Source organism: Paracoccus nototheniae, assembly GCF_004335005.1.
Lineage (GTDB): Bacteria > Pseudomonadota > Alphaproteobacteria > Rhodobacterales > Rhodobacteraceae > Paracoccus > Paracoccus nototheniae.
The window spans coordinates 1-21,737 of the sequence record NZ_RQRT01000031.1 but is presented as its reverse complement, the minus strand read 5'-3'; the positions used below and the strand labels follow the sequence as shown (position 1 = coordinate 21,737).

Annotated in this window: 19 protein-coding genes and 2 pseudogenes; 10 read left to right on the top strand and 11 right to left on the bottom strand. The window is 65.7% G+C overall.

Annotated features, from left to right (window positions below; all coding sequences use genetic code 11):
* The first annotated feature begins 45 nt into the window (after positions 1-45).
* The gene (locus tag EG885_RS12390) at positions 46-885 is read left to right on the top strand and encodes an EcsC family protein (RefSeq protein WP_165571126.1); all 840 of its coding nucleotides are present in this window, start codon (positions 46-48) and stop codon (positions 883-885) included.
* On the opposite strand, the gene EG885_RS12385 is transcribed toward EG885_RS12390, so the two are convergent.
* From EG885_RS12385 to EG885_RS12345, 9 genes and pseudogenes are all read right to left on the bottom strand, one after another.
* Positions 849-3,215 (bottom strand): ATP-dependent helicase, encoded by a 2,367-nt coding sequence (locus tag EG885_RS12385; RefSeq protein WP_131574960.1) that lies wholly within the window; start codon positions 3,213-3,215, stop codon positions 849-851. The two genes, EG885_RS12390 and EG885_RS12385, sit on opposite strands and share 37 nt — an antisense overlap.
* Before the next feature lie 174 nt (positions 3,216-3,389).
* Positions 3,390-4,367: pseudogene (gene folE2 / locus EG885_RS12380) on the bottom strand (GTP cyclohydrolase FolE2); the annotation flags it as partial.
* Between the two features lie 74 nt (positions 4,368-4,441).
* Complete coding sequence (gene metZ / locus EG885_RS12375) at positions 4,442-5,629, bottom strand: O-succinylhomoserine sulfhydrylase (RefSeq protein WP_131574956.1); 1,188 nt, start codon at positions 5,627-5,629, stop codon at positions 4,442-4,444.
* 480 nt (positions 5,630-6,109) lie between these two features.
* Positions 6,110-7,435: a sigma-54-dependent transcriptional regulator gene (locus EG885_RS12370; RefSeq protein WP_131574954.1), complete on the bottom strand. Its 1,326-nt coding sequence runs from the start codon at positions 7,433-7,435 to the stop codon at positions 6,110-6,112.
* Positions 7,436-7,457: 22 nt separating this feature from the next.
* Positions 7,458-9,173, bottom strand: a complete 1,716-nt coding sequence (locus tag EG885_RS12365; protein ID WP_131575004.1) for a sensor histidine kinase — start codon at positions 9,171-9,173, stop codon at positions 7,458-7,460.
* 141 nt (positions 9,174-9,314) lie between these two features.
* Positions 9,315-9,983, bottom strand: a complete 669-nt coding sequence (gene purQ / locus EG885_RS12360; RefSeq protein ID WP_131574952.1) for a phosphoribosylformylglycinamidine synthase subunit PurQ — start codon at positions 9,981-9,983, stop codon at positions 9,315-9,317.
* 206 nt (positions 9,984-10,189) lie between these two features.
* On the bottom strand, positions 10,190-11,401 hold the full coding sequence (locus EG885_RS12355) for an NADP-dependent isocitrate dehydrogenase (protein ID WP_131574950.1): 1,212 nt from the start codon (positions 11,399-11,401) through the stop codon (positions 10,190-10,192).
* A gap of 99 nt (positions 11,402-11,500) precedes the next feature.
* On the bottom strand, positions 11,501-12,625 hold the full coding sequence (locus EG885_RS12350; protein ID WP_131574948.1) for an HD domain-containing protein: 1,125 nt from the start codon (positions 12,623-12,625) through the stop codon (positions 11,501-11,503).
* Positions 12,626-12,696: 71 nt separating this feature from the next.
* On the bottom strand, positions 12,697-13,359 hold the full coding sequence (locus EG885_RS12345) for an alpha/beta hydrolase (protein WP_131574946.1): 663 nt from the start codon (positions 13,357-13,359) through the stop codon (positions 12,697-12,699).
* 209 nt (positions 13,360-13,568) lie between these two features.
* On the opposite strand from EG885_RS12345, the gene iscR reads away from it, so the two are divergent.
* The 3 genes from iscR (at position 13,569) to EG885_RS12330 (ending at position 16,338) form a co-directional block, all read left to right on the top strand.
* A complete protein-coding gene (gene iscR, locus EG885_RS12340; protein ID WP_131574944.1) occupies positions 13,569-14,027 on the top strand; it encodes a Fe-S cluster assembly transcriptional regulator IscR in 459 nt (152 codons plus the stop codon).
* A gap of 101 nt (positions 14,028-14,128) precedes the next feature.
* A complete protein-coding gene (locus tag EG885_RS12335) occupies positions 14,129-15,823 on the top strand; it encodes a YadA-like family protein (RefSeq protein WP_131574942.1) in 1,695 nt (564 codons plus the stop codon).
* Positions 15,817-16,338: a hypothetical protein gene (locus EG885_RS12330; protein ID WP_131574940.1), complete on the top strand. Its 522-nt coding sequence runs from the start codon at positions 15,817-15,819 to the stop codon at positions 16,336-16,338. The genes EG885_RS12335 and EG885_RS12330 overlap by 7 nt, the downstream gene beginning before the upstream one ends.
* An 8-nt stretch (positions 16,339-16,346) precedes the next feature.
* Here EG885_RS12330 and arsC read toward each other — a convergent pair whose 3' ends face one another.
* Together arsC and EG885_RS12320 are read right to left on the bottom strand one after the other, a co-directional pair.
* On the bottom strand, positions 16,347-16,700 hold the full coding sequence (gene arsC, locus EG885_RS12325) for an arsenate reductase (glutaredoxin) (protein ID WP_131574938.1): 354 nt from the start codon (positions 16,698-16,700) through the stop codon (positions 16,347-16,349).
* A gap of 1 nt (position 16,701) precedes the next feature.
* A complete protein-coding gene (locus EG885_RS12320) occupies positions 16,702-17,217 on the bottom strand; it encodes an Lrp/AsnC family transcriptional regulator (protein WP_131574936.1) in 516 nt (171 codons plus the stop codon).
* Positions 17,218-17,316: 99 nt separating this feature from the next.
* Between EG885_RS12320 and EG885_RS12315 the strand changes: the two genes are divergently transcribed.
* The 6 genes and pseudogenes from EG885_RS12315 to EG885_RS22735 all read left to right on the top strand — a co-directional run.
* Complete coding sequence (locus EG885_RS12315) at positions 17,317-17,664, top strand: DUF2849 domain-containing protein (RefSeq protein ID WP_131574934.1); 348 nt, start codon at positions 17,317-17,319, stop codon at positions 17,662-17,664.
* Complete coding sequence (locus EG885_RS12310) at positions 17,657-19,315, top strand: nitrite/sulfite reductase (RefSeq protein WP_131574932.1); 1,659 nt, start codon at positions 17,657-17,659, stop codon at positions 19,313-19,315. The genes EG885_RS12315 and EG885_RS12310 overlap by 8 nt, the downstream gene beginning before the upstream one ends.
* Positions 19,308-20,039: a phosphoadenylyl-sulfate reductase gene (locus EG885_RS12305; protein WP_131574930.1), complete on the top strand. Its 732-nt coding sequence runs from the start codon at positions 19,308-19,310 to the stop codon at positions 20,037-20,039. The genes EG885_RS12310 and EG885_RS12305 overlap by 8 nt, the downstream gene beginning before the upstream one ends.
* Positions 20,036-20,428, top strand: coding sequence for a DUF934 domain-containing protein (locus EG885_RS12300; protein WP_131574928.1), 393 nt, complete (start codon positions 20,036-20,038; stop codon positions 20,426-20,428). The genes EG885_RS12305 and EG885_RS12300 overlap by 4 nt, the downstream gene beginning before the upstream one ends.
* 49 nt (positions 20,429-20,477) lie before the next feature.
* Positions 20,478-21,320 carry a ferredoxin--NADP reductase gene (locus EG885_RS12295; protein WP_131574926.1) on the top strand — a complete coding sequence of 281 codons (843 nt, stop codon included), beginning with the start codon at positions 20,478-20,480 and terminating at the stop codon, positions 21,318-21,320.
* A gap of 161 nt (positions 21,321-21,481) precedes the next feature.
* Positions 21,482-21,737: pseudogene (locus EG885_RS22735) on the top strand (hypothetical protein); the annotation flags it as partial.

Sequence of the window (21,737 nt, the reverse complement as noted above, 5' to 3'; positions counted from 1 at the left end):
GCCACCCCCAGATCATTTTGTGACCCGACGCAAAGGACAAAGCCCATGAGCCTGCCGCTTGATCCCCGATCCGCCGTCATCGCCGAACTGGACCTGGTCGCCGCCCGCCAGCTTGCCAGCCGGGGCATCCTGATGCGCGGGGTCGAAGCCGTGGGCCGGCTGACCGAGGGCGCCACGACCACCCTGCTGGGTCTGTCGCCCGTGGCGCTGGAAAAGGTGCTGGAAAGCGCCTTTCGCCAGCTTTACGACCTGTCGGGGCGCAGCGACGGGATCAATGTCGTCCGTCAGGCTCCGCTGATCGCCAACCGCGCGGCGGCGGTTCTCAGCGGGGCGGCGGGGGGCTGGTTCGGGCTGGCGGGGATCGTGCCCGATCTGGTCGCCTCGACCACCGTCATCTTCAACTCCATTCAGAAAGTCGCGCGCCAGCACGGGTTTGATACGACCGATCCGATGGTGCGGCTGGAATGCCTTGCGGTCTTCCAGTCGGGCGAACCCGGAGAGGCGGGCGATGCCGCCGCCAAATCCTTTCTGGCCAACCGCCTGCTGACGAACGGGCAGACCGTTTCGTCGCTGATCTCTCGGTTCGCGGCGGAATTCGCGGCGCGGCTGACGACCAAGCTGGGCGCGCAGGCGGTGCCGGTGCTGGGCGCGGTGACCGGGGCGGCGATCAACTATGCCTTTGTCGATTATTACGAAGGCGTGGCGCAGATCCATTTCCGCCTGCTGCGCATGGCCCAGGATCATCCTGATCTGGACATCGACGCCGAATATGCCGCCGCCCTGACCCGCGTCCGGGCCGCCCCGAGGGGCCTGTCGGCGCGCCTGCGCCGCGCCCCTCAGAAGCCCGATCAGAAGGGAACGTCGTCGCCCCCGCCTGCGGGCTGAACATAGGCGGCCTTGATGTTCTTGAAGGCCGTCCCGAACTGCACCGTCAGCGTATCTTCGGAAATGCCGATCACCTCGCCATCCCCGAACTTGGCGTGGCTGACCTTGTCGCCCACCGCGAACCGCGATGCGGGCTTGGCGTCGATCGTCACGGGCGTCCGATGCGCGGGCCCGCGCCGTTCCGCCGCGCGGTCCTGCATCCGCTTCCAGCCGGGCGAGTTATAGACATCGGCCTTGGCCACGCGCTCGCTCATCTGGGTGCTGCCCGCATGGGCCATCGCCGCCCCGTATCCGCCGCCGTAAAGGCCCGGCGGGGTCAGCACCTCGACATGTTCCTCGGGCAACTCGTCGATGAAGCGGGATGGCAGCGCGCTTTGCCATTGCCCGTACAGACGCCGGTTGCCCGCGAATGTGATCGTCGCCAGACGCTCGGCCCGGGTGATGCCGACATAGGCCAGCCGCCGCTCCTCCTCCAGCCCGCGGGTGCCCTGTTCATCCATGGCGCGCTGGTTCGGGAACAACCCGTCTTCCCATCCCGGCAGAAAGACCACCGGAAATTCCAACCCCTTGGCGCCGTGCAGGGTCATGATGCTGACCTGTTCGCCATCGTCGCCATTGTCGCGGTCCATGACCAGCGAGACATGTTCCAGAAAGCCCTGCAGGTTCTCGAATTCCTCCAGCGCCTTGACCAGTTCCTTGAGGTTATCCAGCCGCCCCGGCGCGTCTGGCGCCTTGTCGTTCTGCCACATGGCGGTATAGCCCGAATTGTCCAGAACCCGTTCGGCCAGCTCGACATGGGACGCGCCATCGCGCACCGCCATGTGCGAACGCCCGATCAGCCCCACGAAATCGCGCAGATGGGCCAGACCCTTGCCGCCCAGCTGCTTGTCCTCGACCACGATCCGCGCGCCCTCCAACAGGTTGACGCCGTTCTGCCGCGCCGCATGCTGGATGGTCTGCAACGCCTTGTCGCCAAGGCCGCGCTTGGGGGTGTTCACGATCCGCTCGAAGGCCAGATCGTCGTCGGGGGACACGACCAGCCGGAAATAGGCCATCGCGTCGCGAATTTCCTGCCGTTCATAGAACCGCGGCCCGCCGATCACCCGATACGGCAGGCCGATGGTCATGAACCGGTCCTCGAAGGCGCGCATCTGGTGGCTGGCGCGGACCAGAATGGCGATGTCGTTCAACCCGACCCGACCCAAGGCGGCGCGATGCCCGCCCTGGAACGCCTCGATCTCTTCGCCGATCCAGCGGGCCTCGGCCTCGCTGTCCCAATGCCCGATCAGACGCACCGGCTCTCCGGGTTCGGCATCGGTCCATAGCGTCTTGCCCAAGCGTCCCTGATTGGCCGCGATCAAACCCGAGGCCGCCCCCAAAATCTGCGGGGTGGACCGGTAATTCTGCTCCAGCCGGATCACCTCGGCGCCCGGAAAATCCTTCTCGAAGCGCAGGATGTTGCCCACCTCGGCGCCGCGCCAGCCATAGATCGACTGATCGTCATCGCCCACGCAGCAGATGTTGCGATGCGCCTGCGCCAGCAGCCGCAGCCACATGTATTGCGCGACGTTCGTGTCCTGATACTCGTCCACCAGAATGTAACGGAACCGGTCCTGCCATTGCCGCAACACATCGGGATGCGCCTGAAACAGGATCACGCAATGCATCAGCAAATCGCCGAAATCGACCGCATTCAGGGTCAGCAGCCGGTCCTGATAGGCGGCATAGAGACGCCCCCCCTGCCCGTCAAAGGCCTCCCCCTCGCCCTGCGGCAGCTTGCCGGGGCTCAGACAGCGGTTCTTCCAGCCATCGATCAGATGCGCCAGCTGTCGCGCCGGCCAGCGTTTCTCGTCGATATTGGCGGCTTGGATCAGCTGCTTCAGCAGCCGGATCTGATCGTCCGTATCCAGAATGGTAAAGCTGGGCTTCAGATGCAGCCCCTCGCGCCCGATCAGCTCGGCATGGCGGCGCAGGATCTTGACGCTGATCGAATGGAACGTGCCCAGCCAAGGCATCCCCTCGACCGTCTCGCCCAGCAGCCGGGCGATCCGGTTCTTCATCTCGCGTGCCGCCTTGTTGGTAAAGGTCACCGCCAGCACCTGCCCCGGCCGCGCCCGGCCCAGCATCAGCAGATGCGCGATCCGCGTGGTCAGCGCACGCGTCTTGCCGGTCCCGGCGCCCGCCAGCATCAGCACCGGCCCGTCCAGCACCTCGACGGCGGCACGCTGCGCCGCATTCAGCCCCTCCAGATAGGGCGCGGGGCGGGCCGCAACAGCACGCTGCGACAGCGGCACAAAGGTCGGGCGATCAGGGTCGTCGGTCAGGTCCATGCGCGCATCCTACCCCCACCCGGCCCGCAGGGAAAGCCCACCGTTCTCTCTCCGTTCCCGCCCTCTGCGACGGTCCGGAAATATCCCGCCGGGCGGGTCCGGGAGGGGCGCGCAGCCCCTTCCGGCGGGGGGTGCGGGGGGCTGGCCCCCCGCGCGCGGGACGCAATCCGTTCTTCAGACCTTCAGACCCGCAAACGTCCCCGGATCCAGCGAGGCCTGCGCGAATGTCGCCCCTCCCGTCAGCAGGCTGACCGCATCATGGGAATGCAGCGATTCCTGATGGCTGGCCAGAACCCGGAAATCGCCCACGCGCGGATCGGCGATCAGCTCGGCGGCAAAGGCGCGCACCGCATCCTCGACAAAGATCGGATGCGCGGCATTCAGTTCGGCAAAGGCCTGCTCGTCCTCGCGCTTGACCATGACCTGCGTCTCGGTCGGCACGGCGCGGCGGCACAGCCCGATCGCATCCTCGAACCACAACCGGTCCGGCCCCTCCATCACCAGAGAGATCCGCGCGACCGATCGCTGCGAATGCGGCGTCGCCAGCCGCCCACGCGTCTGGCGGGCATGTTCGGACAGTTCCAGCGAACAGGGACAGGTCGAGGAATAGACGTAATCCAGATGCATGACCCGCAACCGCTGGCCCGCCGCCTCGATCACCTCCAGCGCGATGTCGTAATATTGCCAGCCCGTCAGGCCCGACCGCAGGCTGTCCACCCGCATCGGATAAGAGAACCGCATCTGGATGCGGGCATCCAGCGCGTCCAGATCGGCCTTGTAATCATCCAGCGCCGATTCAAGCACCGACAGGCTGAACTGCGTGTCGGAATGGACGTAAAAGGACCGCATGATCCGCGACATGTTGATGCCCTTGCGGTCGGCCTCCAGACTGACCGTGCCGGTGACGCTGGTTTCCAGCGTGATATCGCCCCCTTCGCGGGTCAGATAGCGGATCGGCAGCCGGAAATTCGAGATGCCGACATGCTGGATCGCCGCGCGGGCGCCCACGATCAGGCTGGCCGGACCGTTCTGCAGATCGGGCAGGCTGTCCTTATAGGCCGGATCGACCCTGAACGCGGCATCATAGTCGCGCGCCAGCGCGGGATAGGCGGGGGTCAGCGGGCGGATCTGGGTCATGGGGCCTCCGGGGCTCGGGCAGGGCTGATATAGGATGCGCGGTGGGCTTTGTCAGCCCACCGCGACAGTCCTTGCGACCCGTCGGGCCCTCAGCCCTGCAGCGCCGCCATCAGATCGGCGGTCAGATCGCGCACATCCTCCAGCCCCACGGACAGGCGCAACAGCCCCGGCGTGATGCCCAGATGCGCGCGATCCTCGTCCGTCAGGCGCGAATGGGTGGTGGTGGCGGGATGGACCGCGATGGATTTCGCATCACCCAGATTGTTCGAGATGGCGATGATCCGCAGGCGGTCCAGCACCGCAAAGGCCGCCTCCTTGCCGCCCGCCACGTCCAGCGCGATCATCGTCCCGCCCGAGCCCATCTGCGCCATCGCCAGCGCGTGCTGGGGATGATCAGACAGGCCGGGATAGATGACGCGGCTCAGGCCCGGATGGCCCTGCAGGGCCGCTGCGATCTGCGCCGCCGCCTCGGCCTGCGCGCGGACCCGCAGCTCCATCGTGGTCAGACCATTCAGCATGATCCAGGCGTGAAACGGGCTGATCGCGCCGCCGGTATGTTTCAGGTAAGGCTCGGCCACCTCGCGCACGAACTGCTTGGTGCCGCAGATGACGCCTGCCAAAGCGCGGCCGCCGCCATCGATATGCTTGGTCGCGGAATAGACGACGACATCGGCGCCCTGTTCCACCGCCTTGGAAAAGACCGGAGTGGCAAAGACATTGTCGACGACCACGGTGGCCCCCGCCGCATGGGCCAGATCCGCCACGGCGCGCAGGTCGATCACCTCCAGCGTCGGGTTCGACACGCTTTCAAAGAACACCGCCCGGGTGCCGGGCGTGATCGCCGCGGCCCATTGGTCAAGATCGGTCCCGTCGACATAGCTGACCCGGACGCCGAAACGCGCCAGCAGGTCCAGCACATAAAGGCACGATCCGAACAGCGCGCGGGCCGCCACGACATGATCGCCGGGCTTGCACATCGCGAACATCGCCCCATTGACGGCGGCCATGCCGCTGGCGGTGGCAAAGGCATCCTCGGTCCCTTCCAGCGCGGCGATGCGGTCTTCGAACATGCGGCTGGTCGGGTTGCCATAGCGGGCATAGATGAATTCGTCGGGGCCGGTGCCCTGAAACCGCGCCTCGGCCTGCGCGGCGCTGTCATAGACGAACCCTTGGGTCAGGAAAATCGCCTCGGCCATCTCGCCATACTGGCTGCGGCGGGTGCCGTGATGCACGGCCTGCGTGCGCGGGTGCAGGGTCTTGTCGGATGAAACGCTCATGCGGGCTGCCTTTCCGTGATCCCCCGGCGGTGATTTCGGGGAGCTCATCCGGGGGTACTGCCGGGCGCGTCGTTCCGCAAGTCCCCGCCCCCTATTCCGGCCCGATCGGTTCAACTGTCGGCTGCCCGACATATTGCACGAAATGCAGAAAAATCTAAGCCTTTCAACTGGATGAAAACCTGACCTATCCAAAAAAACAGTTGGCAACCAGAGGCTGTGGCGCTAAGTCCAAAGGATGGTCCCGGGCTTTGATCCGGACCTGATCCGCGCCGATCCTGTACCGTTTCACCCGTTCGCCGCATGTTGTGGATTTTATCAAAACTGACCTGAAATGGTCCTGCCTCAGAACTGCCCTTGTTCCGATACTGCCTTGTTCCGATTTTTTGTTTTCATAGCGCAGGACCAGACTTGACCGGGGGCGGCGCGCCAGCTGCCCCCGGTCTGCTTTTGTCCGATGCGTGGTCCCGGTCTTGCGACGCGCTACAGGTAATCGCCGCGCTGCAGCCCGTATTTCGCCATCTTTTCATTCAGTGTCCGGCGCGGCAGGCACAATTCGTCCATGACGCTGGCGATGCTGCCCCGGTGGCGGCGCATGGTGTTGTCGATCAGCATCTTCTCGAAGCTTTCGACATATTCCTTCAGCGGCTTGCCCTCGGTCGTCGTGGCCTGCTGGTTGTCCTCGCCATCCGCCATCAGCAGGGACGCGATAGAGCCCGAGCCGCGCCGGTTCTGCAACACCGCCCGTTCGGCCACGTTGATCAGCTGGCGGATATTGCCGGGCCAGGGCGCCTGCAGCAGCTGGGCTGCCTCTTGCGCGCTGACCTGAGGCGGCTCGCAGCCATATTCCTCGCTGTACTGTTCGGTCATGCGGGTGAACAGCGCCAGAATATCCTCGCCCCGGGCGCGCAGGGGCGGCAGGGTGATCTTCAGCGCCGACAGGCGATAGAACAGGTCGGGACGCAACGAATCCTCGACCCGGCGACCCTCGCCCCGCGCGTTGCTGATCGCGATGATCCGGGTTTCGGCAGGCGCGCCCTGTTCGCTGATAAAGGCCAGCAGGCGGGCCTGCAGCGCCTCGGACAGGGCCTCGACATCCTCGAGGCACAGGGTGCCGGCGCGCGCCTCCTCGACCGCCGGAAGCCCCTCTTCCAGCGGCCCGAACAGGCGGGCGGCCAAAGCCTCGTCATTATAGGCGGCGCAGGACACGGGCACGAATTTCTTCGAGGCGCGCGGCCCCACGGCATGCAGCGCATGGGCCACCAGCGTCTTGCCGGTGCCGGTCTCGCCGTCGATCAGCACATGGCCATCGGCCTGCCCCAGATCCAGAATATCCTCGCGCAGGCGGTCCATGACCGGACTGGCGCCGATCAGCTTGGACATGACCTGCTGACCCTCGGACAGATCGCGGCGCAGCGCGCGGTTGTCCAGCGTCATGCGCCGGGCCTGCGTGGCCTTCTTGGCCAGCTGCGTCATGCGGTCGGGGTTGAAGGGCTTTTCCATGAAATCCATCGCGCCAAGGCGCATCGCCTCGACCGCCATGGGCACGTCGCCATGGCCGGTGATCATGATCACCGGCAGGTTGCTGTCCAGACCCATCAGGCGTTTCAGGAACGCCATCCCGTCCATGCCGGGCATGCGGATATCGCTGACCACCACCCCGGGCCAGTCCGCCCCGATCACCTTCAGCGCGTCTTCTGCGCTGGCGAAGGTTTCCGTTTCAAAGCCCGACAGGACCAGCCACTGGCTGATCGATTCGCGCATGTCCGGTTCGTCATCCACGATGGCGATCTTCAGCTTGCGGGACATTCCCTGTTCCTCTCGTTTCGCATCATTCGGCGGCCAACGCCTGTCGGGGCTGGCCGTGCCGGTGCAGCGGCAGCTCGACCGTAAAGACGGCGCCGCCTTCGGTTTCGTTATGGGCGGTCAGGCGACCTCCGAAATCCGCCATGATCGAGGACGAGATCGCCAGCCCCAGCCCCGTGCCCTCTCCGGGCTTCTTGGTGGTCCAGAAGGGTTCAAACAGCTTTTCCAGGTCCGAGACACCCGGTCCGTTATCGCGCACCAACACATAGGCGTGAGCCCCGGCCTCGACGCTGATCTCGATCACCCCCTCGCGGCGGTCGCGCACGGCATCGACGGCATTGCGCAACAGGTTGATCAGCACCTGTTCCAGCCGGATGCGGTCGGCCATGACCATGACCCGCTCGCGCGGCACCTGACGGACGATGCGGATGGGCCGGGTGCGCAATTGCGGTTCCATCATGGTCAGGGCGCTGCTGACGGCGGCGCGCAGATCGACGGGTTCCACCGCCTCACCGCCCTTTCGGGCATAGGATTTCAGCTGCCGGGTGATCGCACCCATCCGGTCGATCAGATCGTCAATGCGCTGGAAACTGGACAGCGCCTCTTCGGGGCGGCTGCGCTGCAACAAGAGACGCGCGCCCGCCAGATAGGTCTTCATGGCGGCCAGAGGCTGGTTCAGCTCGTGACTGACGCCTGCCGACATCTCGCCCAAGGCCGCCAGTTTGGACGACTGCTGCATGGTCTGTTCGGCCACGCGCAGTTCCTTTTGCACCCGTTCGCGTTCGGCGATCTCGCGCGTCAGCCGCGCGTTCAGCGCCCGCAGGTCGGCCGATTCGCGCATGAAGGCCTGACTTTGGATGCGCGCGCGCCGCGACAGCATCCAGAACGCCCCGGCCAGAAGGATGGCAAACCCCATGATCTGCAGTGCCAGAATGGCATTCACCCGCTCGCGCACGCTGGAATAGGCGGTAAAGCTGATCATCCGCCAGCCCCGGAACGGCACCCGCGCCTCGGATTGCATGACCGCGCGGCCCTGCACATAGGCGTCCGCGGGGGTCGAGGTCCAGTCGGCGGTCACCTGAAACGCCCGCCGGATGGCCGAGGGCGCATCGCGCACCGCCAGCGCCTCGGGCAGGGTCAGGCCCCGCCAGCGCGGCTCGGTCGACAGGATGATCACACCCTCGCTGTCGGTCACGGCGACCGCATCCGAGATCCCGGCCCAGGATCGCTCCATCCGGGTCAGATCGGCGCCAACCACGATGACCCCAAGGGTCCGTCCCTCGGACACGACGGCGCGGGAATAGGCGAATTCATGAATGCCCGAGGCCAGTTCGGACACGGTAAAGACCGTATCGCGCGACCGCAGCGCCTCGACATATTGCGGGGCCGCGACGCTGTTGGTGCCGATCTGCGTGCGGTCGGTCGCCCCCACGACCCGCCCCGACGCATCCAGCAGCCGGATCGAGGCGGCGCCGATCTCCTTCTGCGCCGCCATCAGCCGCGCCGAAGTGGTCGAGAAATCATTGCCGTTCAGCGCCCCGATAAGCGCCGGGTCGCGCGCCAGCAGCAGAGGCACGACCGAGTTGCGCTGCAGTTCCGACATCAGGTTGCCGGTATAAAGAGCCAGCCGCAATTCGGACCTGACGCGGGTGTTTTCGGAAAACCGGTCGGTCAGCCAGGCATTGGTGACCCAGATGGTCCCAAGCGCCGCCAGAAAGATCGACAGGACGGTCGCACGCAGCCACCAGGGATTGACCAGTCGCGGCCCCCTGCGGCGCCGGCGCTCGGCGCTGTCCTCGATATGATCCTCAGTCGGCAATCACGGATCCGTCCCAAAAAACCCAGATCAGGCAATCTAGGGCGAACCGCGTCCCGGCTCAAGTCAGGCATGCGCCAGAGCGTCGACCAGCCCCCGGAACATCGCCGCCCCGTCCGTGCCACCGGTGGCCGGATCGACGGCCCGTTCGGGATGGGGCATCATTCCCAGCACCCTGCGGTTGTCCGACAACACCCCGGCGATATCCCCGACCGACCCGTTGATCCCCGGCCCATAGGTGAACGCAATCCGGTCGCCGTCCCGCAGCCGGGCCAGATCATCCGGCGTGATCTGGTAATTGCCGTCATGATGGGCGACCGGCACGCTGATCCGCTGGCCCACCGCATAGCCCGCCGTAAAGGCGCTGTCGGCCGTTTCCACGCGCAGGGCCGCAGGCTTGCACAAGAAGGTCAGCCCCGAATTGCGCATCAAGGCACCGGGCAGCAGCCCCAATTCGGTCAGAACCTGAAATCCGTTGCAGATGCCCAGCAGATACCCACCCCGCGCCGCATGATCGCGCAGCGCGCCCGCGATCGGCGATTGCGCCGCAATCGCACCGCAGCGCAGATAATCCCCGAACGAGAATCCGCCCGGAACGCCGACCAGGTCGACCCCGGCGGGCAGGGCATCATCCTTGTGCCAGACACGGGTGACCTCTGCCCCCGCCTGCTCCAGCGCGACAGTCAGATCACGATCGCAATTCGATCCGGGAAAGGTGACGACGGCGGCTTTCATCGCGGGCTCCTGCTCTGGGGATGCCCTGCCCTTAGCGCAGCTTGGCCCGCAAAGAAAGGGGGGCCAGCCCCCCATCGCCTGTCGGCGATTCCCCCCGGGATATTTCAGCCAAGATGAAAGGGCGAGGGTTTCATCTTGGCTGAAATATCCCCGCCGGAGGCATCCAAGGCCGGGAACACGCCCGGCCCTGGGTCAGAATCGATTGCTCAGGCCAGCGCCTTGTTCAGATACTGGTCGACTTTTTCCAGATAGCCCATCGTGGTCAGCCATTTCTGATCAGGGCCCACCAGCAGCGCCAGATCCTTGGTCATGTGGCCATCCTCGACCGCTTGCACGGTGACTTTTTCCAGCGTCTGCGCAAAGGACATCAGCGCGGCATTGTCGTCCAGCTTGGCCCGGTGTTTCAGACCGCCCGTCCAGGCAAAGATCGACGCGATCGAATTGGTCGAGGTCGCATTGCCTTTCTGGTGTTCGCGGTAATGGCGGGTCACGGTGCCGTGGGCTGCCTCGGATTCCACGATCTTGCCATCCGGGGTCATCAGCACCGAGGTCATCAGACCCAGCGACCCGAACCCCTGCGCCACGGTGTCCGACTGCACATCGCCGTCATAGTTCTTGCAGGCCCAGACATAGCCTCCCGACCATTTCATCGCGCTTGCGACCATGTCGTCGATCAGGCGATGTTCATAGGTGATGCCGGCCTTTTTGAACTGGTCCGCGAATTCGGCCTCGTACACCTCGGCGAACAGATCCTTGAAGCGCCCGTCATAGGCCTTCAGAATCGTGTTCTTGGTCGACAGATAGACCGGATAGCCCCGCGACAACCCGTAATTCAGCGACGCCCGGGCGAAATCGCGGATCGAATCGTCCAGATTGTACATCGCCATGGCGACACCTGCGGACGGCGCATCGAACACCTCGTGCTCGATCGTCTCGCCATCTTCGCCCACGAACCTGATCGTCAGCTTGCCCTTGCCCGGAAAGCGGAAATCGGTGGCCTTGTACTGATCGCCAAAGGCGTGGCGACCGACGATGATCGGCTGAGTCCAGCCCGGCACCAGCCGCGGCACGTTCCGGCAGATGATCGGCTCGCGGAAGATAACGCCCCCCAGGATGTTGCGGATCGTGCCATTGGGGCTGCGCCACATCTTCTTGAGGCCGAATTCCTCGACCCGCTGCTCGTCGGGGGTGATGGTCGCGCATTTGACGCCGACCCCGTATTGCTTGATGGCTTCCGCCGCGTCGATGGTGATCCGGTCTTCGGTGCGGTCGCGCTCCTCGATGCCCAGATCGTAATATTTCAGGTCGATATCCAGATAGGGCAGGATCAGCTTTTGCTTGATGAAATCCCAGATGATCCGCGTCATCTCGTCTCCATCCAGCTCGACGACGGGATTGGCGACCTTGATCTTCGACATGGAAAGCCCCTTTGGCGATGATGTGCTGGCCCCTGTCATAGCCCGGACGGGGCCTCAAGAAAAGACGGTATGCGATTGTATGCTAAACCGGCAGGCAGTTCAGGGGGCGCCGAAATGTCCGCGCAACCCGCGATGCAGCCAGTCCCACAGGGGCGCAGATCCCGCCGCGACCCATGGCCCAACCCGCGCCTCGATCTGGCTCAGGGTCACGTCATAGCGAACCCAACCCGCGCCACCGCCGACAAGGTTCTGAATCGCGGGCTGGCAACGGTCCAGCGCCTTGGCAAAGACGGCATCGGGGGTGGCGACGGCTTCGAACTCCTGCCACAGGGCCAGCATGTCCGCGCCCTGGGCTTCGGGCAGCAAGCCGAACAACCGCCGTGCGGCAGCCGCTTCGGCCCGTTGCACGTCGGGCGATCCATGGGCCTGCCCGCCCGCCGAATGCAGCGGCACGTCGCCCACGTCGATCTCGACCAGATCATGGATCAGCAGCATGCGGATCACCCGCCCGATATCGACGCCCGGCGCGGCAAGCCCGCCCAGCACCAACGCATAGAGCGCCAGATGCCAGCTGTGCTCGGCGCTGTTTTCCTGCCGCGACCCGTCGATCAGCGTGTTCGCCCGCAGCACCGACTTCAGCCCGTCCGCTTCGGCCAGAAAGGCCAGCCGCCCCGGCAGATCACCCTCCGCCAGATCACGCCCCTCCAGCAGATCGTTGGCCGCCTGCCAGCCCTCGCGCCATTCCTGTGCCAGACGTGCCGCCCGGCCGCGCTGCAGATTGTCCGCCACGATCGCCACATGATCCGCCAGCGGCGCCGCTGCCTGCAACACCTGAAAGATCGGCTGCACATGATCCATGCGCTTGGCCATCATCGCATCGGCATCGGCCCGCGCCTCGAAGTCGCGCCACAGTGCCGCCAGCCCCGCCCCATCGGGCAACAGGCCGAACAGCCGCGCCGCCGCCCCGGCCTCGGCCAGGGCCAGGGCGCCCGCGTCATGATCCAGATGAATGGGCTGATCGCCTGTGTCGATCTCGACCAGATCATGAACCAGCAGCATCACGATGGCCCGGTCGCTGGCCCCGAACACCATTGCATACAAGGCGACATGCCAGCTGTGCTCGGCACTGTTCTCGGGCCGCGACAGATCCATCAGCACATTCGCGCGACCGACGGATTTCAGCCGGTCCGCCTCGCACAGAAAGGCAATCGCCCGATCAGGCATGGCCCGGCCCTTTCATCTTGGCTGAAATATCCCGGGGTCCGGGGCAGCGCCCCGGTTCCCTCCCCGCCCGTTCAGCGAGAGCTTTCCGTCAGACGCCGCCGGACATAGCTCTGCACCAGATCGATCATCGGCTTCATGTGCGTCTCGTCATCGCGGAAGAAATGGTCGGCCCCCTCGATTTCCTCATGGGTCACCGTGATGCCCTTTTGCTCGCGCAGCTTGCCGACCAGAGTATGGGTATCCTTGGGCGGCGCCACGCGGTCGGCGGTGCCGTTCACGACCAGTCCCGATGACGGGCAGGGCGCCAGAAAGCTGAAATCGTACATGTTCGCAGGGGGTGCCACGCTGATGAATCCGGTGATCTCGGGGCGGCGCATCAGCAGCTGCATTCCGATCCAGGCCCCAAAGCTGAAGCCCGCGACCCAGCAATGCTTGCTGTTGGGGTTCATCGCCTGCAGGTAATCCAGCGCCGAGGCGGCGTCCGACAGCTCTCCGATGCCCTGATCGAACTCGCCCTGGCTGCGGCCCACGCCGCGAAAGTTGAACCGCATCACGGTGAACCCCATGCGATGAAACGCATAGTGCAGGTTGTACACCACACGGTTGTTCATCGTGCCGCCGAACTGCGGATGGGGATGCAGCACGATGGCGATGGGGGCGTCGGGCTTGCCGGGCTGGGGGTGGTATCGGCCTTCAAGACGGCCCTCGGGACCGGGAAAAATCAGCTCGGGCATGGTCGTCCTTCACAGGGCTTGCGCGCGGGCACAGGGCTTTGGCGCGGAATGTGCGGGTTTCTTGACGCTTGGGCGTGCGGCTTCTAAGGGGTATATGGGCAGCGGGCGCAGGTCTGGCAAGAAACGTATCGGGCCGGGCATAGCGCGCGACGACGCCGCCCGTCAATGCAGGCCGCATCGATGCGGCCATCCAAGGGGGGATCAGGTCCATGAAATTGTCCACAAAGGGCCGCTATGCCATCATCGCACTGGTCGATCTGGCCATCGCCAAGGGCACGGAACTGACCACCCTGGCCGAGATTTCGGCCCGGCAGGACATTTCTCTGCCCTATCTGGAACAGCTGTTCGTGCGGTTGCGCCGGGCGGGACTGGTCGCATCGGTGCGCGGACCGGGGGGCGGCTATCGTCTGGCCCGCACGCCCGAAACGATCCGCGTGGCCGAAATCCTCGAAGCTGTGGATGAAACCGTCAGCGCCATGCATATCGGCGCGGGCGCCTCGGGCGGGATCTCGGGGTCGCGGGCACAGACCCTGTCGAACCGGCTGTGGGAAAGCCTGTCGGCGCATGTCTATGTGTTCCTGCACAACCACACGCTGGCCGATGTGGCGAAAAACCAGCTGCTGCCCTGCCCCGCCTTGCCCAAGATCCTGAACGTGGTCGACGACTGATCGGATAGGGTCGACTTTCTTTGCATCCACTTGGCGCGATCCCGCGTCACCCGGTCAGGAGGCCTGAAAAAGGCCCCTGTCCAACGGATGAGGAGAACGACATGACCCGCAACGCCCGCCCGCTGTCACGCACAGCCATGGTCTCTGGCGCAGCCTTTGCCGCCCTTTTGTCCACCACCGCTCTGGCCCGCGCCGACGCGACCGCGCCGTGCAACGTGGGCGCCGGCATCAATTCGACCGAATGCGGCGTGAACACCACCGCCGATGGCGATTTCTCGGTCGCCGTTGGTGATGGAGCGACCACCGACGCGACCGCCATCGACGGCGTGGCCATCGGGTCCGAAGCCATCGTGACAGGCCCCTCGACCACCGCCATCGGCGGCGAGACGGTCGCCACCGGCCCCGGCGCCAGCGCCATCGGTTGGCAGGCACAAGCCACCGCTGAACGCGCGCAGGCCATCGGCCATCTGGCCACGGCACAGGGCGAACGGTCCTTGGCCGTGGGCGAGAATGCGGATGCGCAAAGCGAATTCTCGACCGCCATCGGCAATGAATCGATCGCCAACGGCGTCGATGCGCTGGCCATCGGCGATACCGCTGCGGCCAACGGCCCCTCGACCACCGCCGTGGGCGGCGAATCGATTGCGACCGGCCCCGGCGCCAGCGCCATCGGCTGGCAGGCGCAGGCGACCGCCGAACGCGCGCAGGCCTTTGGTCATCTGGCCACCGCGCAGGGCATCCGCTCGATGGCCATCGGCGAGAATGCCGATGCGCAAAGCGATCTGTCGACCGCCATCGGCAATGAAAGCATCGCCAACGGCACCGATGCGCTGGCCCTTGGCGATACCTCGGTCGCGGACGGAACCTCGACCACCGCATTGGGCGGCGAGGCGGTCGCGATGGGCGCAGGCGCCAGCGCGATCGGCTGGCAATCCATGGCAACCGCCGAACGTGCACAGGCGATCGGCCATCTGGCCACCGCACAGGGTGTCCGCTCGCTGGCCGTCGGCGAGAATGCCGATGCGCAAAGCGATTTCTCGACCGCTATCGGCAATGAGAGCATCGCGAACGGCACCGATGCGCTGGCGCTTGGTGACACGGCGATTGCCGACGGCACCTCGACCACCGCGCTTGGCGGCGAAAGCATCGCCCAAGGTGCGGGCGCCACGGCCATCGGCTGGCAGTCGCGCGCCACGGCAGAACGGGCGCAGGCCTTCGGTCATCTGGCCGCAGCGACCGGCGTGCGTTCGACCGCCCTGGGCGAGGCCGCGATGGCCATGGGGTCCGGCGCCATCGCCATCGGCAACGAGGCTGTGGCTTCTGCCGACAACTCGGTTGCCATCGGTGACGGGGCAACGGCGACGCGCACGAATGAGTTCGTGCTGGGCAACGGTGCGAACACCTATCGCGCCGCGGGCATCGCATCGGATGCCAGCCGCGACGCGCAAGGGACGCCCATCGGCGTCGTGACCTCGGATGCGGCGGGCAATCTGGCGGTGGACCGGTCCATCGGCGCGACCATGTCGTCGCTGGACGGGCGCGTCCGGTCGCTTGGGTCGCAGGTCGAGGACAACAAAGAGGGCATCGCCATGGCCATGGCGCTGAACACCCCCTATGTCCCAGAGGACAAGACCTATGCGGTCTCGACCAGCCTTGGCAGCTTTGACGGGGCGACCGCGCTGGCGGCCTCGATGGGGTATCGCTTTGACGCCAACACCCAGTTCGATGCAGGCGTCACCTATGGTTTCGACCGCGATCAGGTCGGTGGCCGGATCGGCGTGACCTACGCGTGGTGATCTGCGCCAAACCCTTGTCCGGCATGGGGCCCCGCGCCCTGTGCCGGGCCTTCACTCTGGCGCTGGTCCTGACCGGGACCGGCGCACAGGCGCAGGATGCCCCTGCGCCCCCATCCGAGACCGCACCGCTGATCGAACCCAGCTATGCCACCGCGCTGATCCGCGACGTGCTGGCGGCGGTCAATCACGGCAACTGGACCGGCAATTACACCGTCCTGCGCGACCATGCCGCGCCCGATTTCGCGGCCGCCAACGACCCCACCCGGCTGGCCGGATTGTTCACCACGTTGCGCACCGAACGGCTGGATCTGCTGCAGGCGATGGTCGTCGATCCGGTGATCCTGCAAAGCGACCTGAGCGAGACAGGACAGGAACTGCGCCTGACCGGCTATGTCCCCCTGCAGCCGCGCCATGTCAGCTTCGATCTGATCTTTGCACGCGAGGGGCGGCGCTGGCTGTTGCTGGGCATTTCAGTCGGCGCCTTTGATCCGATCGACCCACCGCCCGAACCGTAAGGCTTGGCCTAGGGCAGCAGGTCGTGAACCCGCTCCTTGGGGCGGCACAGCACCGCGCCCGCAGGGGCAAAGACCACAGGCCGCTCGATCAGCAACGGATGGGCGGCCATCGCGGCGATCAGATCGTCTTCGGACAAAGCCGGATCGCCCAGTCCCAGATCGTCAAAGGGCGTGCCCTTGCGCCGCAGCAATCCCCGCGCCGTCAGGCCCAGATCGGCCAGCGCCGCCCGCAATTCGGCGGCGCTCGGCGGATCGGCCACATAATCGCGCACCACCGGATCGACCCCCGCATCCCGCAGCGCCGCCAGCACAAAGCGCGAGGTCGAACAGGTCGGTTTGTGCCAGATCACATATCCGCCCATCTCAGCGCCCCGCCTCGGGGATGGGCAGGGCGCTGGTAGCCTTGATCTCCTCCATCGACAGCAGGGCGGTGACGTTGTGGATCTTTACCTCGGCGATCAGGGATTGGTAGAAACGGTCATAGGCGCGGGCATTTTTGACCTGAACTTTCAGGATATAATCGATATCGCCCGCCAGCCGATGCGCCTCGACCACCTCGGGGCGGTCGCGCAACGCCTTGAGGAACCGCGCGGCCCAGTCCTTGTCATGTTCGCTGGTGCGGATCAGGACAAAAAAACAGGCCTCCAGCCCCAGGGCCTCGGGGTCCAGAATCGCCACCTGACGGCGGATCACCCCGGCCTCGCGCAGCTTGCGGATGCGGTTCCAGACCGGGGTCTTGGACGCCCCCACGCGGTCGGCGATCTGGTCCAGCGACAGGCTGGCATCCTGCTGCAGCAGGGACAGGATCTTGCGGTCCACCTCGTCCAGACGGACAGGCGTTTGGCCCTGCGCGCCATCGGGGGAAATCGGTTCCTGCATCTGTTGCTCCTTGGCTTAACCATCCTTTTTTCGCCCGACCACTGTCGCGAATCCAGAAGGAAATTCTATATAGAGGTCAGACATCACAAGGTTCCAGTCATGAGCAAAGCCTTCACCCCCACGGCGGCCCGCCCCGGCGTCATCACCGGCAACGATCTGCGCGAAGGCTTCAATGTCTGGATGTGCGACGACGGCTGGACCCCCGACCCCCTGCAGGCCACCCTGTTCGAGGACGAGGCGATCGCCGAACTGGCCCTGCTGCAGGCGATCGGGCAGGCCGACCGCGTCGTCGGCCCCTATCTGGTCGAGGCCAAACGCGGCCCCGACGGTCCCCTTCCCGTCCATTTCCGCGAGGAATTCCGCCAGCGCGGGCCGTCCAACTATTTCCATGGAATCCAGGCCGACCGGCAATCCGGGGCCCAGAAAACGGAAAGCCCTCATGTTTGATATCCGCCCCGTCGAGACCGATTACGTCCGCCACCGCGCCGCAGAATTCCGCGCGCAGGTCGCCCGCCGTCTGGACGGCAGCCTGACCGAGGATGAGTTCAAGCCGCTGCGCCTGATGAACGGCGTCTATCTGCAGCTGCATGCCTATATGCTGCGGGTGGCCGTGCCTTACGGCACGATCAGCCCCGATCAGATGCGCACGCTGGCCCTGCTGGCCCAGAAATGGGACAAGGGTTACGGCCATTGGACCACGCGCCAGAACATCCAGTTCAACTGGCCCAAGCTCGTGGACATTCCCGACATGCTGGATGCGCTGGCCGCCGTCGGCATGCACGCCATCCAGACCAGCGGCAACACCATCCGCAACGTCACCACCGACGCCTTTGCCGGCGCCGCCTTTGACGAAACCGCGGACCCCCGCCCCTATGCGGAACTGCTGCGCAGCTGGTCGACCGATCACGCCGAATTCCAGTTCCTGCCGCGCAAGTTCAAGATCGCCATTTCCGGCGGCAAGAAGGACCGCGCCGTCATCGCAGCCCATGACATCGGCCTGCGCCTGACCGAACGGGACGGCAAGACCGGGTTCGAGGTCTGGATCGGCGGCGGTCTGGGCCGCACCCCCCTGCTGGGCAAGATCGTCCGCGACTTCCTGCCCGAGGAAGACCTGCTGCCCTATGTCGAGGCGATCATCGCGACCTATAACCTGTCGGGCCGCCGCGACAACAAATACAAGGCCCGCATCAAGATCACCGTGATGGAACGCGGTCTGGACGTCATGCGCGCCGAGATCGAGGAAGAGTTCCAGGCCCGCCGCCGCGATTTCAACGGCGCCGACCGCGAGGCGCTGGCGATCTTTCAGGACCGCTTCCGCGCGCCCGCCTTCCGCAACGGCCCGGTCGATGGGTTTGATGCCGAACGTCAGGCGAACCCCGCCTTTCGCAGCTGGACGGACACCAATCTGCACGCCCACAAGGTGAACGGCTATGCCAGCGTCGTGGTGACCTTCAAGGCGCCGGGCCAGACGCCGGGCGACGCATCCGCCGAACAGATGCGCCTGCTGGCCGATCTGGCCGAACGCTTTGGCCATCACGATCTGCGCATCATGCATGACCAGAACGTGGCCCTGCCGCATGTCCACAAATCCGACCTGCCGGCGCTGTATGCGGCGCTGCGCGCGGCGGATCTGGCCACTGCGAATGCGGGCCTGACCAGCGACATCATCGCCTGCCCCGGCATGGATTACTGCGCGCTGGCCACTGCCCGGTCGATCCCCATCGCCGAGGAAATCGCCGATCATTTCCGCGCCCTCGGGCTGGAAGAGGAGATCGGCAATCTGAACATCCGCATCTCGGGCTGCATCAATGCCTGCGGGCATCACCATCTGGGCCATATCGGCATTCTGGGTCTGGACCGGGCCGGGGTCGAAAACTATCAGATCACGCTTGGCGGCGATGCCTATGACATTCCGGCCATCGGCGAACGCGCCGGTGCGGGTTTCCCCGCCGAAGAGGTCGTGCCCGCCATCGATCGCCTGCTGCGCGCCTATCTTGAGGTGCGCGAGGACGCATCCGAACGGTTCATCGACGCCTATCGCCGCTTGGGTCAGGCGCCGTTCAAGGCCGCGCTCTATCCGGCTGCGGCCCATGCTTGATGGCAATCTGGACACACGCGCGGGGCGGTTGAACGACCGCTATCGCCACCATGCCGCCATCGAGGTGCTGCGCCGCGCCGTCACCGATCCCGATCTGGGACGGGTGGCGCTGGTGTCGTCCTTTGGGGCGGAGTCGGTGGTGCTGCTGCATATGGTCAGCGTCGTGGCGCCGGGCCTGCCGGTCCTGTTCATCGACACGCAGATGCTGTTCCCCGAGACGCTGGCCTATCAGCAGGATGTCTCGGCCAGACTGGGCCTGACCAATGTCCAGACGATCAGCGCCAGCGCGGCGGAAATCGCCGCGCGTGATCCGGATGGCACGCTGAACCAGATCAACCCCGATGCCTGCTGCGATTTTCGCAAGACGGTGCCGCTGGAACGGGTGCTGTCGGGCTATGACGCGTGGATCACCGGGCGCAAGCGGTTCCAGAACGGTCAGCGCGCCGCGCTGGAATTCTTTGAACCCGAACCACCCGCCCGGCTGCGCGTGAACCCTCTGGCGCATTGGCGCCCCGAGGATGTGCAGGATTACATGATCGAAAACCGCCTGCCCCGGCATCCGCTGGTGGCGAAAGGCTATCCTTCGATCGGCTGCGCGCCCTGCACATCGCCCGTCGCACCGGGCGAGGATCCCCGGTCCGGGCGCTGGCGCGGTCAGGCGAAATCCGAATGCGGCATCCATTTCATCGGCGGGCGCATGGTCCGCAGAAAGGTCTCGGCATGAGCACCGACCCACAGATCCCGACCCAATCCGTGCTGGCCCGCGATGACGGCTTTCACCCGGTGACCGAGGCGGCGGCGATCACGCTGGCCCCCGACACCGCGCCTGCCAGCCTGTCCGACCATCTGGACCTGCCGCTGATCGCGATCGATTTTCCGTCCTTTAGCGATGGGCGCGGGTTCACGCTGGCCCGCCTGCTGCGCGAGGGCGGCTATACCGGCCGCCTGCGCGCGACCGGTCGCCTGATCGCCGATCAATATGCCATGGCCCGCCGCGTGGGCTTTGACGAGGTCGAGGTCGCCCCCGACATCGCCGCCCGCCAGCCAGAGGATCAGTGGCGCGCCCGCGCCGACTGGAAGGCCTGGGACCACCGCGCGCATCTGGCGGGCTGAGGGCTTTCGCCCGCCCGCCCCCTGCCCTAGAAGACCAAAGGATTTCACAATGACGCTGGACCTGCCCGTGACCCAGACCACGACCGAGGCGCCCAAGATTGCCGTCCCCGACGCCCAGACCGTGACCTCGGTCACCAAATGGACCGACAGCCTGTTTTCGTTCCGGGTGACCCGGCCTGCCAGCCTGCGGTTCCGGTCGGGTGAATTCGTGATGATCGGTCTGCCGGGCGACAACGGCAAGCCGCTGCTGCGCGCCTATTCCATCGCCTCGCCCAATTGGGATGACGAGCTGGAATTCTATTCCATCATCGTGCCGGACGGCCCGCTGACCTCGCGTCTGCAGCATATCAAGCCCGGCGATCAGATCATCCTGCGCCCCAAGCCCGTGGGCACGCTGGTTCTGGACGCGCTGCTGCCCGGCAAGCGGCTGTGGTTTCTGGCCACCGGCACCGGCATCGCGCCCTTTGCGTCGCTGATGCGCGACCCGGAAACCTATGAACGTTATGAACAGGTGATCATGATGCACACCTGCCGCACCGGCGAAGAGCTGGTCTATGGCGCCGAACTGGTCAACAACCTGCGCCACGACCCGCTTCTGGGCGAGCTTTATGGCGAGGATTTTGCCAGCCGCCTGAAATATTACCCGACCACGACGCGCGAACCCTCGCCCTTCATGGGGCGGATCACCGATAACCTGACCTCGGGCAAGGTGCTGGCCGATCTGGGCCTGCCGCCGATCTCGGTCGAGACGGACCGCGCGATGATCTGCGGCAGCCTTGCCTTCAACGTGGACGTGAAAGCCGTGCTGGAGGGTTTTGGCCTGCACGAGGGCGCCAATTCCGAGCCGCGCGAATTCGTCGTGGAAAAGGCCTTCGTCGGCGAAGGCGTCTGATCCTTCACCCGACCGCCTGCCCAAGGCCGCGTCCCCACCGGGGCGCGGCCTTTGTCGTGGCGTCCCCCTATCACGCAATGGTCACGGCAAATTTGGGAACCCTTGGCCCAAGGGCCTGTTAAGGAACGAAAGACGGATACTGATCTTCTGGAGGAGATATCATGCGCCGCATCATTCACAATACGACCGCGATCGCGGCCTGCCTGTCCCTGCTGGCCCCGCATATGGCCATGGCACAGCCACGCCTGCCCGACGCTGCCCCCAAAGGCGCCGCCAATCTGGTGCTGGCCCAGGCCGAGACTGCGCCCGAAGGCCAGGTTCCGCCCCCTGAAGGCGCAGCCGAAGACGCCCCGGCAGCCGAGGCTGCACCCGAGGAGGCCCCGGCAGAGCCCGCAGCCGAGGCAGAACCAGCCCCCG